The organism is Alicyclobacillus vulcanalis (genome assembly GCF_900156755.1).
Taxonomy (GTDB): Bacteria; Bacillota; Bacilli; order Alicyclobacillales; family Alicyclobacillaceae; genus Alicyclobacillus; species Alicyclobacillus vulcanalis.
The window spans coordinates 1-25,994 of the sequence record NZ_FTOO01000005.1 but is presented as its reverse complement, the minus strand read 5'-3'; the positions used below and the strand labels follow the sequence as shown (position 1 = coordinate 25,994).

At 63.6% G+C, this 25,994-nt stretch carries 21 protein-coding genes, 1 tRNA gene and 1 rRNA gene; 11 read left to right on the top strand and 12 right to left on the bottom strand.

Annotated elements, in window-relative coordinates; all coding sequences use genetic code 11:
- The first annotated feature begins 39 nt into the window (after window positions 1–39).
- The 5 genes from BW934_RS06965 to BW934_RS06945 all read left to right on the top strand — a co-directional run bounded on the left by BW934_RS06965 (window position 40) and on the right by BW934_RS06945 (window position 6,429).
- Window positions 40–1,359, top strand: a complete 1,320-nt coding sequence (locus BW934_RS06965) for an MFS transporter (protein WP_076346513.1) — start codon at window positions 40–42, stop codon at window positions 1,357–1,359.
- Window positions 1,360–1,740: 381 nt separating this feature from the next.
- Window positions 1,741–2,811, top strand: a complete 1,071-nt coding sequence (locus BW934_RS06960) for a BMP family lipoprotein (protein ID WP_076346511.1) — start codon at window positions 1,741–1,743, stop codon at window positions 2,809–2,811.
- A gap of 79 nt (window positions 2,812–2,890) precedes the next feature.
- Window positions 2,891–4,411: an ABC transporter ATP-binding protein gene (locus BW934_RS06955; RefSeq protein ID WP_076346509.1), complete on the top strand. Its 1,521-nt coding sequence runs from the start codon at window positions 2,891–2,893 to the stop codon at window positions 4,409–4,411.
- On the top strand, window positions 4,408–5,481 hold the full coding sequence (locus BW934_RS06950; protein WP_076346507.1) for an ABC transporter permease: 1,074 nt from the start codon (window positions 4,408–4,410) through the stop codon (window positions 5,479–5,481). The genes BW934_RS06955 and BW934_RS06950 overlap by 4 nt, the downstream gene beginning before the upstream one ends.
- Window positions 5,482–5,511: 30 nt before the next feature.
- Window positions 5,512–6,429, top strand: coding sequence for an ABC transporter permease (locus BW934_RS06945; RefSeq protein WP_076346505.1), 918 nt, complete (start codon window positions 5,512–5,514; stop codon window positions 6,427–6,429).
- Between the two features lie 1,211 nt (window positions 6,430–7,640).
- Here BW934_RS06945 and aceA read toward each other — a convergent pair.
- Window positions 7,641–8,924: an isocitrate lyase gene (gene aceA, locus BW934_RS06940; protein WP_076346503.1), complete on the bottom strand. Its 1,284-nt coding sequence runs from the start codon at window positions 8,922–8,924 to the stop codon at window positions 7,641–7,643.
- A gap of 662 nt (window positions 8,925–9,586) precedes the next feature.
- On the opposite strand from aceA, the gene BW934_RS06935 reads away from it, so the two are divergent.
- The 5 genes from BW934_RS06935 to BW934_RS06920 all read left to right on the top strand — a co-directional run bounded on the left by BW934_RS06935 (window position 9,587) and on the right by BW934_RS06920 (window position 14,816).
- On the top strand, window positions 9,587–10,954 hold the full coding sequence (locus BW934_RS06935) for a nucleotide sugar dehydrogenase (RefSeq protein WP_076346501.1): 1,368 nt from the start codon (window positions 9,587–9,589) through the stop codon (window positions 10,952–10,954).
- Complete coding sequence (locus BW934_RS06930) at window positions 10,951–12,372, top strand: glycosyltransferase family 4 protein (RefSeq protein WP_076346499.1); 1,422 nt, start codon at window positions 10,951–10,953, stop codon at window positions 12,370–12,372. Before BW934_RS06935 ends, BW934_RS06930 begins: the two co-directional genes overlap by 4 nt.
- 1 nt (window position 12,373) lies before the next feature.
- Window positions 12,374–12,562 (top strand): hypothetical protein, encoded by a 189-nt coding sequence (locus BW934_RS14780; protein WP_143232558.1) that lies wholly within the window; start codon window positions 12,374–12,376, stop codon window positions 12,560–12,562.
- Between the two features lie 33 nt (window positions 12,563–12,595).
- A complete protein-coding gene (locus BW934_RS06925; protein WP_076346497.1) occupies window positions 12,596–13,450 on the top strand; it encodes a hypothetical protein in 855 nt (284 codons plus the stop codon).
- A gap of 382 nt (window positions 13,451–13,832) precedes the next feature.
- The gene (locus tag BW934_RS06920) at window positions 13,833–14,816 is read left to right on the top strand and encodes a beta-ketoacyl-ACP synthase III (RefSeq protein WP_327077691.1); all 984 of its coding nucleotides are present in this window, start codon (window positions 13,833–13,835) and stop codon (window positions 14,814–14,816) included.
- A gap of 189 nt (window positions 14,817–15,005) precedes the next feature.
- Here the strand turns inward: BW934_RS06920 and BW934_RS06915 are convergent, their stop codons facing one another.
- The 10 genes from BW934_RS06915 to guaB form a co-directional block, all read right to left on the bottom strand.
- Entirely contained in the window at window positions 15,006–15,626 is a 621-nt protein-coding gene (locus BW934_RS06915) for a nuclease-related domain-containing protein (protein ID WP_159437299.1), read from the bottom strand.
- Window positions 15,627–15,722: 96 nt separating this feature from the next.
- Window positions 15,723–16,562, bottom strand: coding sequence for a restriction endonuclease (locus BW934_RS06910; protein ID WP_234969681.1), 840 nt, complete (start codon window positions 16,560–16,562; stop codon window positions 15,723–15,725).
- A gap of 246 nt (window positions 16,563–16,808) precedes the next feature.
- On the bottom strand, window positions 16,809–17,255 hold the full coding sequence (locus BW934_RS06905) for a hypothetical protein (protein WP_076346489.1): 447 nt from the start codon (window positions 17,253–17,255) through the stop codon (window positions 16,809–16,811).
- A 205-nt stretch (window positions 17,256–17,460) separates the two neighbouring features.
- Window positions 17,461–17,539 (bottom strand) — tRNA-Arg (locus BW934_RS06900).
- A 373-nt stretch (window positions 17,540–17,912) separates the two neighbouring features.
- Window positions 17,913–19,673: an ABC-ATPase domain-containing protein gene (locus tag BW934_RS06895; RefSeq protein WP_076346798.1), complete on the bottom strand. Its 1,761-nt coding sequence runs from the start codon at window positions 19,671–19,673 to the stop codon at window positions 17,913–17,915.
- 19 nt (window positions 19,674–19,692) lie between these two features.
- Window positions 19,693–20,166 (bottom strand): hypothetical protein, encoded by a 474-nt coding sequence (locus BW934_RS06890; RefSeq protein WP_076346487.1) that lies wholly within the window; start codon window positions 20,164–20,166, stop codon window positions 19,693–19,695.
- Window positions 20,167–20,184: 18 nt separating this feature from the next.
- A complete protein-coding gene (serS, locus tag BW934_RS06885; RefSeq protein WP_076346485.1) occupies window positions 20,185–21,465 on the bottom strand; it encodes a serine--tRNA ligase in 1,281 nt (426 codons plus the stop codon).
- 19 nt (window positions 21,466–21,484) lie between these two features.
- Window positions 21,485–22,066 (bottom strand): pyridoxal 5'-phosphate synthase glutaminase subunit PdxT, encoded by a 582-nt coding sequence (gene pdxT / locus BW934_RS06880; protein ID WP_076346483.1) that lies wholly within the window; start codon window positions 22,064–22,066, stop codon window positions 21,485–21,487.
- Window positions 22,067–22,145: 79 nt separating this feature from the next.
- Entirely contained in the window at window positions 22,146–23,030 is an 885-nt protein-coding gene (gene pdxS / locus BW934_RS06875; protein WP_076346481.1) for a pyridoxal 5'-phosphate synthase lyase subunit PdxS, read from the bottom strand.
- Between the two features lie 92 nt (window positions 23,031–23,122).
- On the bottom strand, window positions 23,123–24,607 hold the full coding sequence (gene guaB, locus BW934_RS06870; protein ID WP_076346479.1) for an IMP dehydrogenase: 1,485 nt from the start codon (window positions 24,605–24,607) through the stop codon (window positions 23,123–23,125).
- Window positions 24,608–25,122: 515 nt separating this feature from the next.
- Here guaB and BW934_RS06860 point away from each other — a divergent pair.
- A complete protein-coding gene (locus BW934_RS06860; protein WP_076346475.1) occupies window positions 25,123–25,401 on the top strand; it encodes a hypothetical protein in 279 nt (92 codons plus the stop codon).
- Between the two features lie 297 nt (window positions 25,402–25,698).
- On the opposite strand, the gene rrf is transcribed toward BW934_RS06860, so the two are convergent.
- Window positions 25,699–25,815 (bottom strand): 5S ribosomal RNA (gene rrf / locus BW934_RS06855).
- Window positions 25,816–25,994: the final 179 nt, after the last annotated feature.

Genomic DNA, 25,994 nt, shown 5'->3' with positions numbered 1-25,994 from the left:
GTGTCGTCGAGCTGGTCCAACCGAAAGGAGATGAAAGCGATGTCATCCCAGCCGCTTTCTCGAGAGGAGCACTGGACGCGCACGGACAGCTGGCTCTTTTGGTCGTTTGGCCTCGGCATGCTGCTCGAGAACTACATCTTCAGCCTCTCGAGCGTCGCCACCCAGTGGGTGCCCATGCCCAAGTCGCTTCAGTCGCTGCTGCTCGCCTGGTCGCCGCTGTGGCTCATCATCGGCATCGCGGTCGCAGGCCCCCTGGCCGATCGCGTCGGCCGCAAGAACACCTTTTACACCACGATGGCGCTCTACGGCGTGGGCGCGATCGGACTTGTGTTCAGCAACCAGTACGGACTCATCTTGCTCTTCCTTGCCATGCTGTTGTTCGCAGCCGGCGGCGAGATGAACACCATCATGGCGGTCTCGCACGAGATGATGCCGCACAAGCACCGCGGCAAGACGATGATGCTGGAACTGAATTTCATCAACCTCGGCGGCGTCATCCTGGGCCTGGTGGCGCTCTCCACGGCGTATCAGCACGTCGCGTTTCAGCGGGCGATGATCGCGTTCACGCTTCTGGCCGTTCTGATCATCCTGTTCTTTGCGCGGCGCAACACGCCCGAATCCATCCGCTGGCTCGAGCGAACGGGGCAGCACGAGCGCGCGCGTCAGGAGATTGAGCGCTTTTACGGATGGGACGAATACCAGGCGCGACAAGAGGCCGCGCGTCGGGCCACGGAAGAGGCGCAGGCGGCCGGAGCCGCCCGCAAACGCGTCGGACTCCCGCTGAAGCTGTTCACGACGCTGACGATTTCGTTCGCGGGCTCGGCCGGGTTTGGCCTCATGACCTACGTGCTTGGGCCGCACTTCTTCCCCAAATTGAACGCCGCCATCATCCTCGTCGCCACGGGCACGGGGTTCGTCTCCGGATTCTTCGGGCTGTGGGCGGATCGCCTGAGCCGAAAATGGCTGCTTCTCGTCGGCTATCTCGGCTCGTTCCTCATGACGCTCGTCATTTGGGCCACGATCCCGGCCTGGTCGAGGAACGTAGGGCTGTTCTGGGTGCTGCTCGTGCTGCTGAATCTGTTTGTCAATGTGGGCTACCTGACGGAGGACACGCTCAAGGGCGAGGTCTGGCCGACCAAGCGGCGCGGGACGTACACGGCGCTCGTGCGTTTCGTGAGCATTGGCCTGTACATCGCCACCATCTATATCACCCAGAACTTCGGCATTCACGCGTACACGATGTTCAACGCGCTCGTCTGGGCCATCGGGCTCGCGGGGGCCATCGCCTGGTTTGTCGGAGGTTACGAGACGGGCAAGGGCGCGAGCCTCGACGTCGCATCGGGCGAATGGGAGGGGTGACGCCGAACGTGGCCACGGCTGGCCTGCCGCGCGCAGGCCAGCCCGAGCCCGAGAGCGCGTTCGACACCCTGCCCGCGCCCGGACGTCCCCTTGGCGAGGCGCCGTTCGCCCGGACCTTCCCCGCCTGTTCCGCACGTCCCATCGCACGTCCCATCGCACGTCCCATCGCACGTCCCATCGCACGTCCCATCGCACGTCCCTCCGCCCCCGCGCATCGCCCGGCGTTCCTGCCGCAATCTGCACTCGAATCCCGACAAAGATCCAGCGAATTGACACAGGAGTTTCGTCGAAACGTGTCGAATCTGGAGCGAATGGTTTCGAGCATGGAAACCGCACGCGGTGCAAATCCTGTCGTGTAACCGAAACAAGGGGGTTCTACACATGAAGAAGAAGGTATGGCAGACCTGCCTCGCGCTCGTCGCGGTGGGTGCGCTCGCCGCCGGTTGCGGCACCAACAACTCGTCGAGCGGCACCTCCACGCAAAACAGCGGCGGCACGAGTAATTCCACCTCGACGACCGGAAAGACCATCAAAGTGGGCCTCGTCACCGACACGGGCGGCCTGAACGACAACAGCTTCAACCACCTCGCGTATGTCGGCATGCAGGAGGCGCAGAAGCAGCTACCGGGCATCCAGACCAGCGTCGTCCAGTCGCAGTCGGAGTCCGACTACGTCCCTAACCTGAGCCACTTTGCGCAGGACGGCTACAACCTCGTCATCGCCGTGGGCTACCTCATGGCTGACGCCGTTCAGCAGGTGGCGAAGGAGTATCCGAAGACGCACTTCCTGATCATCGACGACAGCATCACCGGCATCCCGAACGTCGCGAGCGCCATCTTCCAGTCGCAGCAGGCGGGCTACTTGGCGGGCGTCGTCGCCGGCATGGTGCAGAAGGATCACCTCTTGAAAAACATCAACAACCACAACACCGTCGGCGTCGTCGGCGGCCAGGAAATTCCTCCCGTCGACTCGTACATCGCCGGATTCCAGCAGGGCTTCCACAGCGTCGATCCGACGGGTAAGGTGCTCATCGAGTACACCAACTCGTTCAACGACGAGGCGGCAGGCAGCCAATACGCGCAGAACGAAATTGCGCAGGGCGCCGACATCATCTTCCCCGTGGCCGGAGGCACAGGCATTGGCTCCATCAAGGCCGCCCAGAGCGCCAAGGTGTACGCCATCGGCGTGGACACGGACCAGTCGTACCTCGCGCCCGGCACGGTCATCACGAGCGCCATCAAGCGCGTCGACACCTCCGTGTTTGACACCATCAAGGCCGTCCAGGACGGCACGTTCAAGAGCGGCGTGAACAACTTCGATCTCTCGAACGACGGCGTCGGCATCGCCCCCCTCATCTCGGGCTTGCCAAGCTCCGTGATGAACGCCGTCAATCAGGCAAAGCAGCAGATCCTGAGCGGCAAGATCCAAGTGTCTTCCACCGTTCAGAAGTAATCGTCAACAGGCGGCGGCACGGCGCCTCGCCGCGCCGCCCGCTTCACGTTCAGGTCTTGTTTCGGAGGCGATCCCGACTTTGGACACCGTATTGGAAGTCGTGGACCTCAAGAAGTGGTTTCCCGGCGTCAAGGCGAACGACGGCGTGAACCTCGCCGTCCGCGCGGGAGAGGTGCACGCCATCCTGGGCGAAAACGGCGCCGGCAAGTCCACCCTCATGAAGGTCATCTACGGCCTGCTCGAGCCAACCGCCGGCGAAATCAAGCTGTTCGGGCAGCGCGCCCAGTTTCGCAGTCCGCGCGACGCCATTCTCGCCGGGATCGGCATGGTCCACCAACACTTCATGCTCATTCCGGCGCTCACCGTCGCGGAAAACGTCGTGCTCGGCGACGAACCGGGTGGCATTCGTTTCAACCGCCGCGAGGCCGTGCGCCGCGTGCGCGAGCTGTCCGAGCGGTACGGGCTCGCCATTGACCCCAACGCGAAGGTGGGCGATCTCACGGTCGGGCTTCAGCAGCGCGTGGAGATCCTCAAGGCTTTCTACCGGAAAGCGCGCGTGCTGATTTTGGACGAGCCCACGGCGCTGCTCACGCCCCAGGAGACCCGGGAGTTGTTCAACATCATCCGGGCGCTGAAGGCCGAAGGCGTGCCCGTCTTGTTCATCAGCCACAAGTTGGATGAGGTCTTGGAAATCAGCGATCGCGTCACGGTCATGCGCGCGGGCAAGACGGTCGAAACCCTCGACACGAAGGGCGCGACGCCCCAGACGCTCGCCAACCTGATGGTCGGCCGCGAGGTCGTCCTGCGCGTCGAAAAGCCGCCCATGAAGGCCGGATCGCCCGCGCTCGAGGTGCGCGACCTGCGCGTGCGGTCGGCGGATCGGCACGAGCGCGTGAAGGGCGTGAGTCTGACCGTGCGCCGCGGCGAAATTCTCGGCATTGCGGGCATTGACGGCAACGGCCAGTTTGAACTCGCCGACGCCATCGCGGGCCTGCTGCGCGCAGAAGCGGGGCAGATTGTGCTCGACGGGCGGGACATCACGCACCTGTCGCCCGCAGAGCGGACAGAGCTCGGCATCGCGTACGTGCCGCAGGATCGCCAGCTGGATGGCCTCGTCCTTTCGTTCGATCTCGCCGACAACGTCATCCTGCGCGACTTCCGGCGACAACCGTTCTCGCGGCGCGGCATCCTGAACCGTCGCGCGGCCGAATCGTACGCCAAGCGGCTCATTGAGGCGTTCGACGTGCGCCCGCCCGATTTCCGCCGCAAGGCCTCGGAACTCTCAGGCGGCAACCAGCAGAAGGTGATCCTCGCCCGCGAGGTCTCGCGCGATCCGCTTGTGCTCATTGCGGCTCAGCCGACGCGAGGGCTCGACGTGGGGGCCATCGAAGGCGTGCACCGCCAGTTGATTCGGCTGCGCAATGAAGGCAAGGCGGTGCTGCTCATCTCGCTCGAGCTGGATGAGATCTTGAGCCTGTCGGATCGCATCGCCGTGATGCACGACGGCGAGATCGTCGGCGTGGTGGATGGAGAGGGCGCGACGCGCGAGCAACTCGGCCTCATGATGACGGGCCAGCGCGCGAAGGAGGGAACTGCGTGAAGGCGCTTCAGTCGATTCTCCTGCCGGTCGCCGCGAGCCTGGTGGCGGTCGTGATCGGCGGCATTTTGGTGGCGGCGCTCGGCTACAATCCGGTCTCGGTGTACGGATCGCTCATCTCGGGCGCGTTCGGCAACCTTGGCAACTTGGGCAACACGCTCACCGCGAGCCTGCCGCTCATCATCATTGGGCTCGGCATCGCCCTATCGTTTCAGAGTGGCCTGTTCAACATCGGGGCGGACGGCCAGTACTGGATCGGCGCGACGGCGGCGGTTTGGGTGGGGTATCACTTCACGTCGCTGCCGGGGTGGCTGCACATGCTGTTCTGCCTCGCCGCCGGCATGATCGCGGGGGCGATCTGGGCGGGCATCGTGCCGGGTCTGACGAAGGCGTTCGTCGGCGCGCACGAGGTCATCACGACGATGATGATGAGTTACATCGCGATTTTGTTCGCACGCTATCTCATTGAGGGCGGGCCCATGCAGGAGAAGGGGTACATTCCCCAGTCGCCGCTCATCGCGTCGAACACCCAATTTCCATACTTCACGCAGGGCTTTATGCGGTCCCAGCTGTCGCCCATCTCCATGGCCATCGCGGCGCTCGCCGTGATCGTCGCCTGGTTCCTGTTGTACAAGACGACGCTCGGCTTCTCGCTGCGATCCGTCGGCCTGAACCCGCGCGCCGCGAAATACGCCGGCATTCGCGTGAAGCTGCACATCGTGTTGGCGCTCGCCCTGTCGGGGCTCTTCGCCGGCCTTGCGGGCGCGGTGCAGATGCTCGGCGTGGATCACCAGCTCCTCGACGGGTTCTCGTCGAACTACGGCTACACCGCCATCGTCGTGGCGCTGCTCGCGCGCAACAACCCGCTCGCGGTGGTCATCTCGGGCCTGTTCTTCGGCGCCCTCACCACCGGCGGGCAGAACATGCAAATCGCCTCAAACGTCCCCGCGTCGCTTACGAACGTGCTGACGGGACTCATCATCTTCTTCGTCGGATGTGAACGCATCATTCCGCAGGTCATCGGCTGGTACCGACGGCGCCGCTCCCTGCGGGCGCAGACGCCCGCCAGCTGACGCCCATTTCGACCGAAAGGAGGCGAACCGATGATCTTCTCCAATCCGGAAATCTGGGCACTGACACTCTCCATGGCGATCCCGCTCGCACTTCCCGCCGTCGGCGGCACGTTCTCCGAGCGCACAGGCGTCGTGAACATCGCCATGGAGGGCATCATGCTCATTGGCGCGTTTTTCGGCGTCGCGTTTTCGTACTGGACCGGCAACGCGTGGATAGGCCTGATCGGGGCCATCGTGTGCGGCGCGCTGACCGCGCTTGCCCTCGCATGGGGCGCCATTCACGTGTCCGCCGATCAAACGGTGCTCGGCATGGGCATCAACATCTTCGCCGCAGGCCTCACCACCTTCTTGCTCAACACGCTCTTTGGCTACAGCGGCACGCCCGTCAACACGCCGAAGCTGCCGTCGCTCAGCATCCCGGGCCTGGACCGGATCCCGTACATCGGCGTCATTTTCACCAATCAGAGCGTGCTTGTCTACATCGGGATTATCCTGATCTTCCTGTCCCACTGGTTTCTCTTTTCTACACGTCTCGGTTTGCGCATGCGATCCGTCGGCGAAAACCCCCTTGCCGCAGACACGCTCGGCATCCCGGTGTGGCGGCTGCGATATCTGGGGGTCATCTTGAGCGGCGTGTTTTCTGCCATCGGCGGAGCGTATTTGTCAATCGGCATTCTGAACGGGTTTACGTCCAACATGACGAGCGGCCGCGGGTACATCGCGCTCGCCGCGATGATCTTCGGCAAGTGGACACCGCTTGGCTCGTTCGGCGCGGCCCTCATCTTCGGGTTCTCAACTGCGCTCGGCATCGTGTTGCAAGGCCATGGCGTATCGTCGAACATCCTGCAGATGATTCCGTACGCGCTCACGATTCTGGCCCTGGCGGGTCTCATTGGGCGGTCCACCCCGCCTGCCGCAGACGGCATTCCGTATGAGCCGCGTCGATAGTGCAAGCCACTCGCGGAAAGCGCCGCTTCCACGGAGCGGCGCTTTGTTGTGCGCCTGAGAGCCTGATGTACTGGAATTAGGCATGTAAGGATCTCGTCTTGCGCATGAACCGGCCCGGCTGACGTTGTCCGTGCTGACGATCCGCCACAAGTGGCGCGAGCGTATGCGCACAATGGCCTCTCGGCGTTGAAAATGGCTGTGTATTTTGCGTGCTGGGGATAGATCAGCCCTTCGACTGGGACGGTCCGAGGCGGACGGGGAATCGTGTGGATGGATACAGGTTCGTAGGGTGACTTTTGGAGAATAGGCGCTCGCCAGCAACATGCACGCGGACGACGATTCGAGAGGGCCCATGCAGGCGGCCCTCTTTTCCGTCGTTGGAGGAAGCGAGGTTTGCAATGGGCCGCTGAGGATCTCGGTGGAGTCACGACCGACAGCGAAGCGCTCCAAATGGCGAATGCCATGCTTCAATGGGGCCGCCGACGATCTCGGCGGAGTCACGCAAGGGGAAAACGGTTAGCGTCGTGGAGTATCTGGCTTCAATGGGGCCGCCGACGATCTCGGCGGAGTCACTCCAACTCACAGAGCCCAGTCCTGACGCGGGTTCCCGGGCGAAAAACGCGAACCTATTTCTGACGCACCCTTCGCGCGCCTTCCAACTGCCCTCATCATACCCTTAGACCGCCCAAAAATCCAGTCCCCATGCGCAATTTTACATGTGCGCGAACCCCCCAGGGTTTCGCCAGCGATCCAGGTTCGCGCGCCGCTCCCGCCCACATCTCCCGCCCACATCTCCCGCCCACATCTCCCGCCCACATCTCCCGCCCACATCTCCCGCCCACATCTCCCGCCCACATCTCCCGCCGCATCGGTCCAATCTATCGTTCCACCTGCCCCCCTGTAGCTACACACAAAAAAAGCGGGGCCGTCCCCCGGCCCCAAAGTGAGTGCCATGCCGCGTTGGAACCATCCTCGCAGGTCGCCGAGATCGTGGTGGCTTTGCGCCGCCAGGCCAGGCACCGTCAGCCCTCGGACAGCCAGGCCTTACGAATCCAGACGCCATACGCCCGGCACCATCAGGCAAAGCGCCGTGACGCCCCGGTCCGCCGGAACCCCGGACGGCCAAGCGCAGCCACATGCCGTCTATCGGGCACCTGCATGAGCGCCCGATAGCCCAGCGCACCACATCAGGCGTCGCGCACCTGTTGGCATCACGCCTCCACGAACTGTTCCTCCTCCGTGGAACCGGTGAGCGCCGTCGTGGACGAAAGCCCGCCCGACACCACCTGCGCCACTTCATCGAAGTAACCCGTGCCCACCTCGCGCTGGTGGCGCGTCGCCGTGTAGCCGCGGGCCTCGGCCGCAAACTCCTGCTGCTGCAGGTCGGAATACGCGCCCATGCCGCGCTGGTTGTAGCCGTACGCCAGCTCGAACATGCTGTAGTTCAGCGCGTGGAAGCCCGCCAGCGTCACAAACTGGAACTTGTAGCCGAACGATGCGATGGTCTCCTGGAACTCCTCGATCGTCTTCGGATCGAGCTTCTTCCTCCAGTTGAAGGAAGGCGAGCAGTTGTACGCGAGCAGCTTGTCGGGGAACTCCGCCTTGATGGCTTCCGCGAACCGCTTCGCCTCCTCGATGTTCGGTTCGGATGTCTCGCACCAGATCATGTCGGCGTATGGCGCGTAGGCAAGCCCCCGGGCGATCGCGGCCTCAAGCCCGCCGCGGAACCGGTAGAAACCTTCCGGCGTGCGCTCACCCGTGATGAAGCGGGCGTCGCGATCGTCGATGTCGCTCGTGATGAGGAACGCGCCGTTGGCGTCGGTGCGGGCCACAATGACGGTCGGAACGCCGAGCACGTCGGCCGCGAGGCGAGCGGCGGTCAGGTTGCGCACGGCATGGGAGGTGGGGATGAGCACCTTGCCGCCCATGTGGCCGCACTTCTTCTCGGACGACAGCTGATCCTCAAAGTGAACGCCCGCAGCCCCGGCCTCGATCATCATCTTCATGAGTTCAAACACATTGAGCGGCCCGCCGAACCCGGCCTCGGCGTCGGCGACGATGGGCACGAGCCAGTCGGTGTCGCCTTTGCCTTCCGAGGTCTGAATTTGATCGGCGCGGAGCAGGGCGTTGTTGATGCGCCGCACGAGGCTCGGCACGCTGTTGGACGGGTACAGGCTCTGATCCGGGTACATGTGCTCGGCGAGGTTGGCGTCGGCCGCCACCTGCCAGCCGCTGACGTAGATGGCCTTAAGCCCGGCCTTCACCTGTTGCACGGCCTGGTTGCCGGTGAGAGCGCCGAGCGCGCGGATGAAGCCGTCTTCGTGCAGGCCGCGCCACAGTTTTTCCGCCCCAAGTTGGGCGAGCGTGTGCTCAATGTGCACGGAGCCTCTGAGACGGATCACGTCCTCCGCCGTGTAGGGGCGCTCCACGCCCTTCCACCGCGGGTCCGTATTCCAGTGATTTTCCAGTTCTGCAGCCGTCTTGAAGTATGCCATCTTCCATTCCCCCTAGGTTTCATCTGTAGCGCCGCCGAGGCATCTGTCTCATTGCTGTTTCATACCCGGCCGTTGAGATAAGCGCTTGAGAATCCATTTTTCGAATGCCATGGGTCGAGTCTTCTGTCACGAGCCCTTCCAAGTGCCAAAAGCGAGTGCGAGGTGGTTCGCTGGTCCCGGTGTTGTCTCTCATCTCCCCTCGGTCTGAGGAATCTGTTCTGGCACAATTGTATTAAAACAATACCGAGTTTGTGAAGAGTGTTTTGATACAGCTTCTGTGACAAATTTGTGACGAGTCTGAAAACAACCGCTTGCTCTTTCGTCGCTCTCAGCGCTCCTTGGCGGCTTCCTCGCGCGCCACACCGGTCCTCCAGCACCGCTTGCCCCCGCACGCCCGCATCCCTCGCCCGCCGCCGCGATCGTGCCGGCCCCTTCGCACGGGCCCACCCGACGCATCCCCGCATCCCGCCCCGCGCCTCCGACCACACCCCCTCCCCCCTGGCGCGATCGACATGCGCGCGGCGCTCCCCGGCGGTTTCCTTGCAACTTGTACACCAAATCTTTGCAAACTTATCACAGGCGGTTCATGCTGGCCTGCTACACTGCGCACAAACGACGCATGCCCGCTTAAATGCGGCATTCACGCCAGGGGGAGGAACGACATGCGCGCGCAGATCGCAGTCGTTGGACTTGGGTTTATTGGCTTGCCGCTCGCACTCGCGCTTTGTGAGCGCGGCGAGCGCGTCGTGGGCGTCGACGTCGACGAGCGCAAAGTGAGAGAGCTCCGCGCCGGCGTGACCCACGTGATGGAACCGTACCGCGGAGAGTCGCTCGAATCCATCCTGCGCCGGCACCTTTCGTCGGGGCGCTTTTACGTCACCACCTCGCTCGCCGAAGCCGCGGCGCAGGTCGACACCTTCATCGTGACCGTCGGGCTGCCCGTGGCGGGCGACGCCGTCGACAAGGCGCCGCTTCTCGCCTGCATGCGCGATCTCGGCGCTCTGCTCTCACCGGGGCAGCTCGTCCTCATCCGCAGCACGCTCGTCCCCGGCATGATGGAACGGGACATCATCCCGCGCCTTGCGTCGGCGAGCGGCCTCGTGCCCGGCCGCGACTTCCACGTCGCCTATGCCCCCGAGCGCGTCGCCGAGGGACGCGCGATGGAGGAGTTCCAGACGCTTGACGTGATCGTCGCGGGGCTGACCGAGGCCTGTACCCACCGCGCCATGGAGGTGCTCGCCCGGCTCACCGACGGGCAACTTCACCCCACGAGCCTGCGCGTGGCCGAGCTGTCCAAGGTGGTGGAAAACGCGCAGCGCGACGTGAACATCGCGCTCGCGCACGAGCTGAAGGCGGTGGCGGAACAGCACGAAGTGGACGTCTATGAGCTCATTCGCATGGCCAACACGCACCCCCGCGTGCGGCTGCTCGAGCCCAACATCGGCGTCGGCGGCTTTTGCATCCCGAACGCCTACGCGTATCTCGCCGCGTCCATCCCGTCGGAAGAGCACATCCCGCTCTTCTCGCTCGCGCGCCAGATCAACCTGACGGCGCCGCACCGGGCGGCACGCCAGCTCGACGAGGCGCTGCGGCGGGTGGGCAAGCCGCTTGTCGGCGCGCGCGTCGCGGTGCTTGGCCTCGGCATGAAGGACGGATCGAACGACATCCGCCAGAGCCCCGCCGTCCACTTCGTCGACATCCTCGCGGAGCGCGGGGCCATCGTCGCCGCGTTCGATCCGACCGTCGAGCCCTACTTCCCGTTCCAGGCGCCGTCGCTCGCAGCGTGCGTGGCGGATGCCGACGCCGTCGCCGTGGCCACTTGGCAGACCGCGTTCGACGACGTGGCGTGGCCGGACGTGCTCGCCCTCGCGCGCAGCCCGCTCGTCATCCTGGATCTCAAGCGCCGCATCGCGCCGCGCCTCGCCGCCGCAGGCTGGGATGTGCCCGCCAAGGACCACCTGCCTTACGTGGCCGTCTCGCCGCGCAGCGCTTGGTCCCCACACGACGCGACGGTGGAGATGGCGAAATGAGGCGCCGGCACGCACTCATCGTCTGCCACGACTTTCCGCCCGTCGGCGGCATCGGCGTGCAGCGGCCGCTCAAGTTCGCCAAGTATCTCGGGGACTTCGGCTGGCAGGTCACTGTGCTCACGGCCGATCACGTCTACAGCGCCACGCTCGACCCGTCCCTCGTCGAGGAGATCCCCGCGTCCGTGCGCGTCATCCGCGTGGCGGATCCCATTTCAATGCTGCTCGCGCGAATGTCCGGGCGTTGGCAAGAGCCGAGCGGCGCTCAGGGCGGCAAGCGCGGGATGGGGCCCGAGGCGGCCGCCACATCCGGGCCGAAGGGCGCCCCGCCCGCGGACGCCTTGCGCCAACCCACCTGGAAGCGCGTCGCCTGGCGCCTGTGGAAGGGGGCGCAGCGACACGCGCTCATCCCCGACGAGTCCGTCGTGTGGGCCATCCGCGCCGGATGGGTTGCGCGCCGGCTCATGCGCCGCGAGGCCATCGACTGCCTGTACACCACCTCCGGCCCGCACAGCACGCAGCTCGCCGGCCTCATCGCCACCATCGCGACAGGCGCGCCGTGGATCGCCGATTTTCGCGATCCCTGGACCGACAACCTCCACTTCCACCACAGCGGCTGGCGCGCCGCGATCGAGCGACAGCTGGAGCGAATGGTGTTTCGCCGGGCATCCGCCATCGTCACGGTGACCGACGGCTTTTGGAAGCTCTTCGCCGCCAAGTACCCGAGCCGCGCGCTCGACATCCACGTCATCCGAAACGGCGTCGACGAAGCCGACTTCCCGCCCGCGCCTGAGCCCGAAGCCGAGCCCGTCGGCAGGCGCCCGTTCACGTTCTTCTACGCCGGCATCCTGTATCCCGGCCGATCCGCCGACGCCCTCTTTCACGCCGTGCACCGGCTGCTCGAAAACGGGCGCGTCGCGCCGAGCCAGATCCGCCTCCAGTTCGCCGGCGTGCTCGACTACCCCGGCCACGATCATCACGCGCGCCTCATCCGCGAACTCGGCCTGGAGGACGTCGTGGAGCCGCTCGGCTACCTGCCGCGGCGCGAGGCGCTTTCGCGCATGCTCGCCGCCGACGCCAACCTGCTCATCGGCGATCAGGCCGCACAGGCAAAGGACTACGTCCCCGGCAAGCTGTACGAGTACCTGTTCGCCGGCCGGCCCATCCTCGCCATGCTGCGCGAAGGCGAGGCGGCCGATTTCGTCCGCCGCGAACAGGCGGGTGTCGTGGTACCCCCGGACGATCCCGCCGCCATCGCGGAGGCGATGCTTCGCCTGATGACCCAACCCGCGCCCGCGCGCCGGGCGCTGCCTGCGGCGTACAGCCGCCGGGCGCAAGCGCAGGCGCTCGCTCAGCTGATGGAAGACCTCATGGCGGCGCGCACTGTGCCCGAGGCCTGGACCATGTCGTGGGATGGGTGACGTGGGACGAGGTCGCGGGGCCGAGGCGGCGTCGGCGGATCGACTGCGGCTCACCACGGCGGCCGAGGCGGCGCGTGCGAAGTCGCTCCGTGTGGCGAAAAGCCTGCCTGCAAGCGCCCGCGTGCTCCGCGGGCGCTTGGCATCTCGCGCTGGAAATCCCGGTGCTCGTCCGCGCGCGTTCGTGCTATAATTTCTCCAACTCTTCATGGACGAGGATGATAGCGTGGCCGCCCGCACATGGCTTTCCCGTGCCGCTTGTTCCGCCGCTTTTCTTGGCGCATGCGCTGCCGTCACCGGCTGTGGTGCACCCCAAACCTCATCGACGTCCGAATGGATCGTCGTCAATCACTGGATGGTCGATGCCGTGACGACGAAGCAGGCGCCGCTTCCACTCCAGTGCCTGCTTCTCAACGTCTACCCGACGACCGAAAGCGTCGTATCCTCCGCCGAGCTTCGCGCGCCGGGGCTGAAAACGCGCACGTTCGCGCAACAGGAACTGCAGCTCGGCAAGGATACCGTCGAATTCCAACTCCGGTTCAACACCGTCGCCAGCCACACGCTGCGCGGCACCGAGCCCACGCTCTCCGTCGCGACGCCCAAGTGGTCCCGCACGTTCTCGTTCGGCGAAATGGACGTCTCCGTCGTGCCGAACAGCGTCCACTGGCTCACGCCCGTGCGCAGCTTCGCTGGTGAGTCCGGCAGTTATTCCACGTCTCACCCGTACGTGATCGTCGTCGAAAATCCGCTGCATCACCCCGTGACCTTCGCCGGATTCGCCGTCGGCGGCGGGGTCGATCTCGTGCGCACCGCCTACGCCATCAACCCGAAACAGGTGAGCCTGACGCTGCCCAAGCAGTCCCTGCCGGCCGGATCGTCCATCTCCATCGCGCCAGGGCAAACCGCGGCGCTCTACTGCATCTTCCGCCAGCCCTCCGCCTATCGGAACGTGTACTTTCAGCCCGCGCTGCGCCTGACGTACCAGGGCGTCGTGGGGTACGAGTTGACGAATCCCGCCTTGTACACGGAAGGCAAATTCTCGAGCGATCCGACGTCCATCTATCCGACCGTGACCGGCTGACGCACGGGCAAGCGGCCATCGCGCAGGAAGCTCGGGGCGCGGCCGGGCCATCATCGGACATCCATGCGTGCGTATGCCGACTGATCCGCCGATGGACGTCGCCTCCGCACCTATCCGCGGATGCTCGTCCGCCCCGTACCGATGCGCCGATGCACGTCCGCCTCCGCACCTATCCGCGGATGCACATCGGCCCCGCACCGATGCGCCGATGCACATCGGCCCGCACCTATCCGCCGATGCACGTCGGCCCCGGCCGTTTGATGTCCCTGTATCCGCTTCCAGATGACGAGCATCAACAGACGCAAAGTCTCCAATTTCGTCACCAAACTGGCGCACTTTGGCCCTCATCGCCGCCGCGGTTGGCTGGTATACTGGCGGAGAGGTGAAGCCTTTGTATAAAGCCGTCATTCGCGGCGTGGGCTCCTACCTGCCGGAGACTCGCCTGACCAATTCCGAAATCGAACAAATGGTCGAGACGTCCGATGAGTGGATCCAGACGCGGACCGGAATCGCCGAGCGGCGCATCGCCCGCGTCGACGAAGCCACGTCGGACTTCGCCTATCACGCGGCCCAGGCGGCGCTCGCCGACGCCGGACTTGAGCCGACCGACATCGATCTCCTGATTGTGGCGACGGAGACGCCCGACTACCTGCTTCCCCCCGTGGCCTGTCAGGTTCAGGCCAGGCTCGGTTGCCGCAACATCGGCGCGTTTGACTTGCACGCGACCTGCGCCGGCTTCCTGTCCGCCCTGCAGGTGGCGGAACAGTACGTCAAGGCAGGCGTACACCAGCACGTCCTCATCGTCGGAGCCGATACGCTGTCGCGCTTCACGGATTACGAAGACCGCGGCACCTGCATCCTGTTTGCGGACGGCGCCGGCGCCTTTGTGGTCTCGCGCAGTGACGATCCGGCGGATACGGGCGTGATCGCCACGACCATCCACTCGGATGGCACGTACTTTCACAACCTGTACATCCCGGGCGGCGGCAGCCGGACGCCGTACGGGCAGGGTGCCAAGGCGAAGATTGTCATGGATGGGCGCAAGATTTTCAAGCTCGCAGTGAACGTAATGGCCACCACCGCGGAGGAGCTGTTGGCGAAGACGGGGCGGCAGAAGGGCGAGATCGACTGGCTCATCCCGCACCAGGCCAACCAGCGGATCATCGACGCGGTGGCGGAGAGCCTCGACTTCCCGCAGGAGAAGGTCGTGAGCACCATCCAGAACATCGGCAACAACTCGTCGGCGACCATCCCCATCGCGGTGGACACGGCGATTCGCGACGGCCGCATTCAGCGCGGCGACCTGCTGATGCTCGTGGCGTTCGGCGGCGGGCTGGTGTGGGGCGGCGCGTTGGTGCAGTATTGAGGCGCGGGTGGTGGGGATGGGCCTGGATGAGCGGTCCACCCCTCGGTGGCCTGGCCCCCGCGCCCCCGCAAGAGCGCCGGAGAATGACCTCCGGCGCTCGTTGTGTGAATCCGCATGCCAAGTGCTTTGACCTGGGTTGGCCGTAAGACCCGGTAAAGAGAAGGAGATGCATCTCGCGGACCGTCGATCTCACTTCCACTGTCGCCGTAGATTCGTTACGTGCTGCTTACGGGCCCGGCTGTCTGTGATGTTGGCCTTCACAAGCTGCTGATGAATACAACGCATTTGATCTTCTGTAAGAATGTCGCACTTCGAAGTAAGAAATTCAGCCAGCTGCCCTGGTCTCAAGACCGCCGCGTCTTGCACGCCCTGCAAACGCAAGTCAGTCCGCCTCGTAAAAACGACGACATTGTAGATGGGTATGTCCCCTCCAACAACCGCTTTGAGGGACTTGATGTGTCCCTTGTTTTGCAGAATAGGGTTTTCATTTCTGTACTTTCTCCGGCCAAGTGTAATGGTCCATGTTCTGTCCGAGCCCTTGCCATACACTCTTCCGGCCCAGTTCTTAGTTTCAATGACGGCCAGACCCCCACGGAATACGACAACGTGGTCAATCTGAGAGGTTCCATTCCCATCGTGCCTGGGTACCATCAGGTTATGAACGACAAGACAGTTCGAGTTCCCTATGCGTTTTAATTGAGAACGGACAGCTTGTTCACCTAGGAAGCCTGTGAAAGTTTTAGAGTTATCAAGGACTTTGAGAGCTACAATGATGACGATTAGGATTAAAAGCCAGGCAGGCCAGTGCATCTGGTCCCTCCCCTTCGGAAACATGATCTCTCTGCAAGCAAGATTCACCGTTGCAAGCATGAGAACAAGAATCCTATTCCAAGACACGCCGTCTGCTTACAGTCCCTCAAACCAGCCCCTATCCACCACAACAATTTCCCGTGTCGATACACCTAACCGAAGCTCTTTTAGAATGTCTACGAAACGCTCGCCGTTGATTAGGTCGAGTGGTGGTGCACCGTCGCGTGTAGCCTCCTCAATTGCTGCTTTCGTGAAGTCGCTTGTTGTGATAAAAATTCCTTTATCAGTTCTTCCTTGCATTGCACCGCGAAAATCCCTTATTTCCGATGGTGTAACGAGACGTCCGGGGCTATATCGCTTACACTGGACTACGGCATGGAAGCTCAAGATACCATTGACTCGTATGAGACCCTTTCCGTCAATGCCGCCGTCACCGCTCTTGCCGGTTACAGTGACGTCGTCAAAACCTGACTCCCGCAAAACACGAACAACCAACCGTTCAAATGCAGATGGGCTCAAGGACAATAAGATTTTCATCGCATCAACTTTCCAAGAAGTCTCATCCTCGACCTCCTGCGTTTCATTTTCTGAGATCGGACTCATGTTTCCAGCCTTGGAAGATGACGTGTTCCTTCTGACATAGGCTATCACTTCGCTAGGATCGACATGCGAAGTTTTAGTTCCTTCATGTGTCAGCGCCCAAACGCCCTTAGATGAGTTATCTATCAAACCGCGCTTTTTAAGATAAGTTCGCGCCCAGGCTAAACGATATGCGACTTCAGATATACCACCGTCCTTATGCGGAGTCGAAGTTACCTCATCGCTAAGGTCCATGATGCTAATGACCTCTTTCAACAGTTCGTCATTTCTTGCCGATCCTCCAAGGTTCCGAAAAGCTTCGAGTAACGGATTAAACAACTCATGGTACTGAGGCACGACCGGCAAGGACATCACTCCTGTAGTCTAAATACTTTTTTATGTGTCACACGATTCAGTCGAGGCTTACTTTGAATTTGTTTAGGACAGATTGACTAAGACATATACATTCGCCGTCTTTTCACATTTTCCTCGGTGTGACTGACAAGAAATCCATGTGGAGCGCACGCAAGGACATCTCGGGAAAACGTGTGGGGTCACGAGGAGTCAGCTGATGGGAAACACGCGTTGAAGAGGCTCAGGAGATCATGCGTGTGGACGCTTTTCATTGCGTTCCTTTTTGTCTTCGACTTCGCCTTCAAGGTTCATCTCGCGGTTCATCGCGCCTATCCATTTGTACGTCATGTACCTCGTGGGCCTTCGTTGCAAAATTCCATACAAGGCGACAAGGAAACTTATCCACCAGTTGTGCTCGATACGCTGGCCGACGGAACCTTCACCTTGGAACAAGAGATAGATGGCCAAAATAATGGCAACCCCTACACCTTGATAACCATAAATGCGTTTCCATCCTCTCAACTTCATATACATAGCAGCCATTCCCAAACACATCACCAGCAGACTCATCCACCAGTGGCGTTCCATGCGCTCTTCAATAGAACCTTGCCCCTGAAGTAAAAAGAACACAGCTAGAATGAACGCCACGACAAGCGTCTGAAATTGAAAGATGCGAATCCACGCTGTAGTCTTCACGGCCTCCACCCCATTGCCAAGGGTTCTAGACCTTCGCGGCGCACGGTCTTAGCGCCTGCAATCAGCGATGGATGAACCTCGCTGCCGTATCTCGCCGAAACCAGACGGACTTCGCCCTGCAGCCAGCAATGGACAGAAGAATGAGACAAATCCATCGAAAGTGAAAACGGCGAGAACCGAAAATCCTCGCCGTTCCTAGATGCCCTGGCGCACCCGGCAGGACTCGAACCTGCGCAAGACGCGGTTTAGGAAACCACCGCTCTATCCTACTGAGCTACGGGTGCACGTCAGCTGCACACATGATTATACCGCAATTCCCTGCCGCGCAGCAAAGGAAATTCCCGCACCGCCTGGCACACGGCCAGATCCAAGTTCCCTCCGTGCGCTCCGTACTCGAGCAGACGGTGTGCATCGCCGGGTCAAGCGCGGCCCGGCATCTTGTCTCCCGGCGAATGCCCGCACACGTGCGACCGTCGACCGCCACTGGGACCATCTGCGCCCAGGCCGCGCTCGCCCTGCATCGCGCCATGTCCCCATGCGCCATCCCCGGGCGGCATCCCCGGGCGGCATCCCCGGGCGGCATCCCCGGGCGCCATCCCCGGGCGCCATCCCCATGCGCCATCCCCGTGCGGCATCCCCGTGCGGCATCCCCCGGCGTCATCCTTCGCGCTGCTCGCACCTGAGCGTCCGCAGCCGGTTGATGGCGGCGGCCAACTCGTAGCGGCGGGGGCGGGCGAGATCGCCGGGGTGGCCTTGGCGAAGGGAGATGGACGCCAGGCCTTCGCGGTCCCACTGCGCCTCGAGGGCGTCCAACAATTCGCGCAGGCACATGCCCTTCTTCAGCCATCCCTTGCGCTCAAGGTACAAAAGCGCGGCGGCGATGGCGCGGGTCTGGCTGTCGTCCACCAGCTGCTCGACCGCGTGGAGCGAGATCTCAGAGGTGCCGTACTGGATAACGTATCGGCCGCGAGCGGCGACCTTGGACTTGTGGCCGCGCTGGCTGTCGAGGCTCTCGGGCCTCGGCACGCGGTGGCGAATGGCGCCAAAGGCGCGCCCGCCCTCGGGCGTTCTGCCCGTCGGGATCTGCTCCGCCACCCGCTTGGCCTGCGCCGTGACGTCGCGCGGCGTGTAGGCCTCCATCTGGATGACGCAGTCGGCGATGTCGAAGTAGTCGCCAATGCCGCCCACCACCATCACGGTGGAGATGCCGTGATCGTCGAACAGCTGGCGCGCCTTGTCGATATACGGCGTGATGGGCTCGCCCGACTTGGCGACGAGGGCCTGCATGCGCGCATCGCGCACGAGCAGGTTGGTGGCGCTGGTGTCCTCGTCGATGAGAAACGCCGTGGCGCCCGCCTCCATCATCTCGATGAGGCTTGCGGCCTGCGAGGTGCTGCCGCTCGCGTCTTCGGTCGAGAAGGAGTGGGTGTCTTTGCCGTGCGGGAGCGCGCCGATGAGTGGCGAAATGTCGACGTTGGCGACGCTGCGTCCGTCTTCCGCCCGGATTTTGACCGCGCCCTGGTCGGTGATGACGAATTCGCGGCCGTCGCCTGCGACGTGATCGTAGACGCCTTGTTCGAGCGCCTCGAGGAGCGTGGTCTTGCCGTGAAAGCCGCCGCCGACGATGAGCGTGATGCCGCGGCGAATGCCCATGCCGCGAATTGGGGTCGGGCGGTGCGGCACGGGGATGGTGACCTCGAGCTCGGGCGGGCTTTGAAACGGCACGGCGCCGCGGGTGAGCGGCTTGTCGCTGACGCCGCTCTCGCGCGGCAGGATGGCGCCGTTGGCGACGAAGGCGACGAAGCCGTGATCGCGCAGGTAGCGGCGGATGGCGGCCTGCTGGTCGGCGAGTTCGACGGCGGGGCGGATGTCGGCTTCCCGGAGCGCATAGACGGCGCGCTCGACGGCAGACGGGATGTGCTCGAAGAAGATGAACTCGGCCTCCCGCGCCAGAATCCGCCGGCCATCGGCGGGAAGCCCGACGGACAGGCAGATGACGATCTCGTCTTCTCCCACCTGCACGGCCGTGCGCTCGAGCACCTTTTGCCCGGGCGCATCGATGTGCACGAGGCCGCTCTTGCCGGTCCCGCGCGCCCGGCGCGGCGCCTGGCGCAGCGCCTCGTGCATGCGCCGCGCCACGAGGTCCTCGCAGCGGATGCGCCGCCACGGCTTGTCCGTCCAGGCGTCCGCGAGGGCCGTCTTCGCGCGCGGCACGATGACGCGGACTTTGGACGGCTCCGCGAACGGGTCGCCCTGGACGTGATCGACGGCGAGCACGAAGGTGGGGAAGGCGTACGCGCCGGCGAGGGCTTGGTACGCCTTGTAGCCGCGGCCGTCGATGTCGCGAAGGGTCTGCCTCAGTGCCTCCGCCGGCGTCGCCGCGCCATAGGCGGGTTGCCGCCGTGTCTCCGAACGGATGCCTCGCTCCACGGTGTCGTTACCCCTCCCGTCGCTTCCACAGGGCCGCAAACTCAGGCTTCCGGCCCTTCATCTCGATGTCGATCCGGGCGAGATCGATCACGAGAAATCCGTCGCCGCACGTGAAGTCGTTCAGTTTCAGCGAGATGCCGAGCGGATCGAGCAGGCTCGCGATGTTGAGGCGCAGGCTCTGGCGCAACACCTCGATGCCCTGCGGTGCATCTTTCATCGCCTCCTGGAGGCTCATCTGCACGAGGGCGGGCGGGATGTTGACCAGCTTGCGCGCGGAGATCTCGAGGGCCACTTCGCCCTTGTCCGGGTTGGACGTCGGCCGCGCCGCGAAGTCGATGTTCCACATGAGAAACTTGAACTGCCCGTGCACCCCGTCCGGGCGAACGGACGTGATGCGCAGCGGGACGTCCGGCGCAAACTCGGCGATCATCGAGTTGAGATCGTCCGCGGACAGCCGCACGCTGATGTTGGAAATCCGCACCCGGCACCCCTCCTGCCGTCAGGCCTTTGCAATGCGCTCGATCCCGCCCATATACGGCACGAGTGCCCGCGGGATGACGACCGAACCGTCCTCCTGCTGATAGTTCTCGAGAATGGCGGCCACGGTGCGGCCGATGGCGAGGCCGGAGCCGTTCAGCGTGTGCACAAATTCCGGCTTGCCCCGCTCCTCGCGCCGGAAGCGCAGGTTGGCGCGGCGCGCCTGGTAGTCCTCGAAGTTGGTGCACGACGAGATCTCGCGGTACCGGTTTTGCGCCGGCAGCCAGACCTCGATGTCGTACTTCTTCGCGTCCTTGGCGCCGAGATCGCCCGTGCAGATTTCGATCCGGCGATACGGGAGTTCGAGCGCCTCAAGGACGGCCTCCGCCTCGCGCGTGAGCTGTTCCAGGACGTCGTACGACTGCTCCGGCAGGCACAGGTTGACGAGCTCCACCTTCTGGAACTGGTGCAGCCGGATGAGCCCGCGCGTATCCTTGCCGGCCGATCCGGCCTCAGAGCGGAAGCAGGCGGAGTAGCCCGCGAATTTCACCGGAAGATCCTCGGCCTGCAGGATTTCGTCCCGGTAGTAGTTGGTGAGCGGCACTTCCGCCGTCGGGATGAGATAGAATGGCAGCCCCTCGAGTTTGAACATCTCGTCGCCGAACTTCGGCAGATTGCCCGTGCCGACAAGGCTCTCCTCGTTCGCGATAAAGGCAGGGAACATCTCCGTGTACCCGTGGCGCTCCACGTGGAAGTCCAGCATGAAGTTGGCGAGCGCCCGCTCCAGCCGCGCACCGAGGCCCTTGTACAGCACGAAGCGGCTGCCCGTGATTTTCACGGCCCGCTCGCTGTCCACGATGTCGAGCGCCTCGGCGATCTCCCAGTGCGGTTTCGGCTCAAACCCGAACTTCGGCGGCTCGCCCCACGTGCGGATGACCGGGTTGTCGTCCTCCGACTCGCCGTCCGGCACCGAGTCGTGCGGCACGTTCGGCAGCGCGAGCAGCAGGTCGCGCACGTGCCGCTCCAACTCGCGGACCTCTTCGTCGAGCGCCTGAATCCGGTCGGACACCTCCCGCATGCGGGCGATGTCGTCCGCCGCGTCCTCGCCCTGGCGCTTCTTGCGCGCGATGGCCTCGGACGTCTGGTTGCGCAGCGCCTTGAGGCGCTCCACCTCGGCCAGGTGATCCCGCCACTTCGCATCCGCCTCGAGCAGGCGGTCGATCTCGGCCGGATCGACCTTCTTGCGCTTCAACTTCGCTTTGAACACGTCGGGTTGTTGCCGAATGGCTCGAATGTCTAACATGTCACACCTCGCGCTCGACTCAATGTGCCACCGGCGCCTGCGCCATGTTCAGGAAGTATTGGTGCAGGCGGTAGTCTTCGGTGAGCTCCGGATGGAACGATGTGGCAAGCAGGTTGCCCTGCCGCACCGCCACGATGCGGTCTTGATACGTCGCAAGGACCTCCACGCCCTCGCCCACCGAGACGATGTGCGGCGCGCGAATGAACACGGCCGGGAACGGGGGCTCGCCGATGGCCGGGATGTCGATCTCGGCCTCAAACGACTCGCGCTGGCGCCCGAACGAGTTGCGCCGCACGGTGACATCCATGAGGCCAAGATGGACGGTGTCCTCGCCCTCGATGCGGTTGGCGAGCACGATCATCCCGGCGCAGGTCCCGTAGATAGGCTTGCCAGACCGCGCCAGCGCGCGCACGGGCTCGAGCATGTCGTATTCGCGCATCAGCTTGCCGATGGCCGTCGACTCTCCGCCCGGGATGATGACCCCGTCGACCCCGTCGAGATCGCGCGCCCACTTGGCCTCGTGCGCCTCGACGCCGAGCGACCTGAGCGCCTTGATGTGCTCGCGGAATGCGCCTTGCACGGCTATGACCGCGATCTTCATCGCGCATCCTCCTCTCTCATGCGCAAGAGCCGGCAGGCCTTGTGCCCCCGGCTCTCGCAGGCGTATCGGTCTGCGCGCTTCACCAGCCGCGAACCGCCATGCGCTCCTCCTCGCGAAGCGTGGCGAGATCGATGCCCTGCATGGCCTGGCCCAGGTTCTTCGACAGGTGTGCGAGCAGCTCGTAGTCTTGGTAATGCGTCACGGCCTGGACGATGGCGCGCGCGTACTTCTCCGGATTCTCCGACTTGAAGATGCCGGAGCCGACAAACACGCCGTCCGAACCGAGTTCCATCATGAGCGCGGCGTCGGCGGGCGTCGCAATGCCGCCGGCGGCGAAGTTGACGACCGGGAGCCGGCCGAGATCGTGCACCTGCTTGAGCAGATGATACGGCGCGCCGAGATTTTTCGCCTCGGCGTACAACTCGTCCTCGGACATGGCCTGCACGCGGCGGATCGCCGACTGCATCATGCGCTGGTGGCGCACGGCCTCGACGATGTTGCCCGTGCCCGGCTCACCCTTGGTGCGGATCATCGACGCACCCTCCGCGATGCGACGAAGCGCCTCACCGAGATCCCGCGCGCCGCAGACGAAGGGCACGGTGAACTTGGTCTTGTCGATGTGGTGCTTCTCGTCGGCCGGCGTGAGCACTTCGCTCTCGTCGATGTAGTCGACGCCCATCGCCTCGAGAATGCGGGCCTCCACGATGTGCCCAATGCGGCACTTCGCCATGACCGGGATGGAGACGGCGTTCATCACCTCTTCAATGATGGACGGATCCGCCATCCGGGCCACGCCGCCCGCCTTGCGGATATCCGACGGAACCCGCTCCAGCGCCATGACCGCCACGGCGCCGGCCGCTTCCGCGATCTTCGCCTGTTCTGCGTTGACGACGTCCATGATGACGCCGCCCTTCTGCATCTCTGCCATACCGCGCTTCACGCGATCCGTGCCGACCGTCGACATGCCGCATCCCCCTCTGTATCGCAACCGTTAAGGCCGGTGAATGGTTAAAGCCCTATCCCTCATTGTAGTACACCCAAGGCCCCGTTTCCACGTCAAATCGAGTAGTTCGGCGCTTCCTTCGTGATCTGCACGTCGTGCGGATGGCTCTCGCGCAAGCCTGCGGACGTGATGCGCACCATCTGGCTCTTCTCCTGCAAATCCTCAATCGTGGCGCAGCCCGTGTACCCCATGCCGCTGCGCAGACCGCCCACCAGCTGATACACGATCTCGCTCACCGGCCCGCGGTACGCCACGCGGCCCTCGATGCCCTCCGGAACCAGCTTCTTCGTATCGCCGCTCGAATTATCGCCTTGGAAGTACCGATCCCCTGAACCCGCGCGCATCGCGCCAATCGATCCCATCCCTCGATACACCTTGAACTGCCGCCCCTGATAAATCTCGATCTCGCCCGGGCTCTCCGTGGTGCCCGCGAGCAGGCTGCCGATCATCACCGAGCTCGCCCCAGCCGCAATGGCCTTCACGATGTCGCCCGAGTACTTGATGCCCCCGTCCGCGATGATCGGGATGCCGCGCTTACGCGCCGCGTTCGCACAGTCGTAGATCGCCGTGATTTGCGGCACCCCGACACCCGCCACCACGCGCGTCGTACAAATCGATCCGGGGCCGATGCCGACCTTCACCGCGTTCACGCCCGCGTCCATCAAGGCCTCGCAGCCCGCCGCCGTGGCCACGTTGCCGCCAACGAGCTGAATGTCCGGGTAGCGCGAGCGAATCTCGCGGATGACCTTTAAGACAAACTCCGAATGACCGTGCGCCGTATCCACGACGATCACGTCGCAGTGGGCCGCGACCAGCGCATCGACGCGGTCCATCACGTCCGGCGACACCGTCACCGCCGCAGCCACCAGGAGGCGGCCCTGCGCGTCTTTCGCCGCATTGGGGAAGCGGCGCGCGTTCTCGATGTCCTTGATGGTGATGAGCCCGCGCAGGTTGCCCTCGGCATCGACGAGCGGAAGCTTTTCGATCTTGTGGCGCTGGAGGATTTCCTTCGCTTCGGCGAGCGTCGTGCCCACGGGCGCCGTGATCAAGTTCTCGTGGGTCATCACTTCCCCGATGGGGCGCGAGTCGTCCCGCTCGAACCGCAGGTCGCGGTTGGTAATGATGCCGATGAGCCGCTGCGATCCACACTCGACAATCGGCACACCGGAGATGCGATACTTGCTCATCAGCGCTTCGGCGTCGCGCAAGGGCTTGTCCGGCGTGAGGTAAATCGGATTGGTGATGACACCGCTCTCGGAGCGCTTGACGCGATCGACCTCTTCAGCCTGCGCCTCAATGGACATGTTCTTGTGAATGACGCCGATCCCGCCCTCGCGCGCCATCGCGATAGCCATCGGCGACGTCGTCACCGTGTCCATCGCGGCGGATACGATGGGGATATTGAGGCGAATGTCGGTCGTGAACCGGGTGACGACGTCCACGTCCCGCGGAAGCACAGTGGAATGTGCCGGCAGCAACAGCACATCGTCAAACGTCAGGGCTTCTCCGACAAACTTTTGTTCCCAGGCGCTCGTCACGATGGTTCCTCCTCTTCATCTCTCGCGCGCTGTGCATGGCGACCCTAAAATATTGTGAGCAGTATAACAACCGCATATAGGGGTGTCAATGTGGCGATTTTCGGCCAGTCCGGCCGCTCGGCCGCGAGGTCACACATTTGTCAAGTTGACAAAACCGTCGAAAAGAGCTTCGGATTCCGTGGCACGGGCAGGGCTTCGCCCTTCGGGCTGCAGATCTGCCCGTGCCCCGGAATCCTTCGCTTCTGGGAGGAGATTGATGGGGGTTGGGTGGCGCTGCGCGAGGGAGGGTCCTTCAATCGCTGGCCGGGTGAGGAGGGGTTCGACTCGATTTGTCGCGGGTCTGCCACCTCGGTGATGGACTCCGCTCTTGGGCGCAGGCGGCGGTGCGCGGGCAGGTCTGCGAAGGACGATGAGGCTGGCGTTTTGCGGTTTGCAGAGTAGGATCGTAGGCAGGGGTTGGTTTTTCAGAAGCATGGATGACATACTACGGGATGAAGACATGGGGAGGTTGTGGTATGACGGAACCGTGGTGGCCTGAAGCGCCGGAAGCAGCAGCGGCCCGTTTTGCTTGGATTACACTCGGTGTCTCGATTTTGGGCTTTATTCTTTGCTGGATTCCGTTTCTCGGCATCTTTTTTGGCCATGTGTTTGGCGTCGTGAGCCTGGTTCTCGCGATCATTGCCCTGTTGCGTCCGCTCACGCCCCCTGTGGCACGCCTGGCCGCTGTCCTGTCTCTGCTGGTGGCCCTCATCACCATTGCGTTGAAAGCTATTCCGGTGGTGAATTTGTTGTAGGGGAGCTTCGGATTCCGTGGCACGGGCAGGGCTTCGCCCTTCGGGCTGCAGATCTGCCCGTGCCACGGAATCCTTCGCTTCTGGGAGGAGATCGGTGGGGGTTGGGTGGCGCTGCGCGAGGGGGCAGAGAACTGAGTGGGTGGTCTGGAGCGGACGGCCGGCGTGGGTCGTTGCTTAGTTGCCAGACTGGTGCGTCATTCGCCTTTGCGTGGAGGTCCTTGGGGGTCTCCTGGCGGGTTGCGAGGGGATGCAGACACGAAAAAAGGCCAGGCATCACCGCCTGACCTTCTCTCCTTCGCCTGGCAACGACCTACCTTCCCAGGAGGCTGCCCTCCCAGTATTCTCGGCGCTGGAGGTCTTCACGTCCGTGTTCGGGATGGGTACGGGTGTTTCCCCTCCGCTTTGGTCACCAGACATCAGCTTCGCTCCATGCTCCCTCGGAGGGCTTCGGCCTTCGGCCTGCAGATCTCCTCGTTCGCATGTCGCTTCGCACGTTTCGGCCCTTGCCTTCGTGCATAGGGAGCCTTTCAGGTGAAGCCCTCGACCGATTCGTATCTGTCCGCTCCACGCATCACTGCGCTTCCACGCCAGAC

Excerpts from the sequence above, each read along its gene's own strand:
- pdxS (WP_076346481.1), bottom strand. The coding sequence starts at position 23,030 with ATGTCGACGGTCGGCACGGATCGCGTGAAGCGCGGTATGGCAGAGATG.
- BW934_RS06915 (WP_159437299.1), bottom strand. The coding sequence starts at position 15,626 with ATGCACTGGCCTGCCTGGCTTTTAATCCTAATCGTCATCATTGTAGCT.
- BW934_RS06965 (WP_076346513.1), top strand. The coding sequence starts at position 40 with ATGTCATCCCAGCCGCTTTCTCGAGAGGAGCACTGGACGCGCACGGAC.
- BW934_RS06860 (WP_076346475.1), top strand. The coding sequence starts at position 25,123 with ATGACGGAACCGTGGTGGCCTGAAGCGCCGGAAGCAGCAGCGGCCCGT.
- serS (WP_076346485.1), bottom strand. The coding sequence starts at position 21,465 with ATGTTAGACATTCGAGCCATTCGGCAACAACCCGACGTGTTCAAAGCG.
- BW934_RS06945 (WP_076346505.1), top strand. The coding sequence starts at position 5,512 with ATGATCTTCTCCAATCCGGAAATCTGGGCACTGACACTCTCCATGGCG.
- BW934_RS06930 (WP_076346499.1), top strand. The coding sequence starts at position 10,951 with ATGAGGCGCCGGCACGCACTCATCGTCTGCCACGACTTTCCGCCCGTC.
- BW934_RS06935 (WP_076346501.1), top strand. The coding sequence starts at position 9,587 with ATGCGCGCGCAGATCGCAGTCGTTGGACTTGGGTTTATTGGCTTGCCG.
- aceA (WP_076346503.1), bottom strand. The coding sequence starts at position 8,924 with ATGGCATACTTCAAGACGGCTGCAGAACTGGAAAATCACTGGAATACG.
- pdxT (WP_076346483.1), bottom strand. The coding sequence starts at position 22,066 with ATGAAGATCGCGGTCATAGCCGTGCAAGGCGCATTCCGCGAGCACATC.
- BW934_RS06960 (WP_076346511.1), top strand. The coding sequence starts at position 1,741 with ATGAAGAAGAAGGTATGGCAGACCTGCCTCGCGCTCGTCGCGGTGGGT.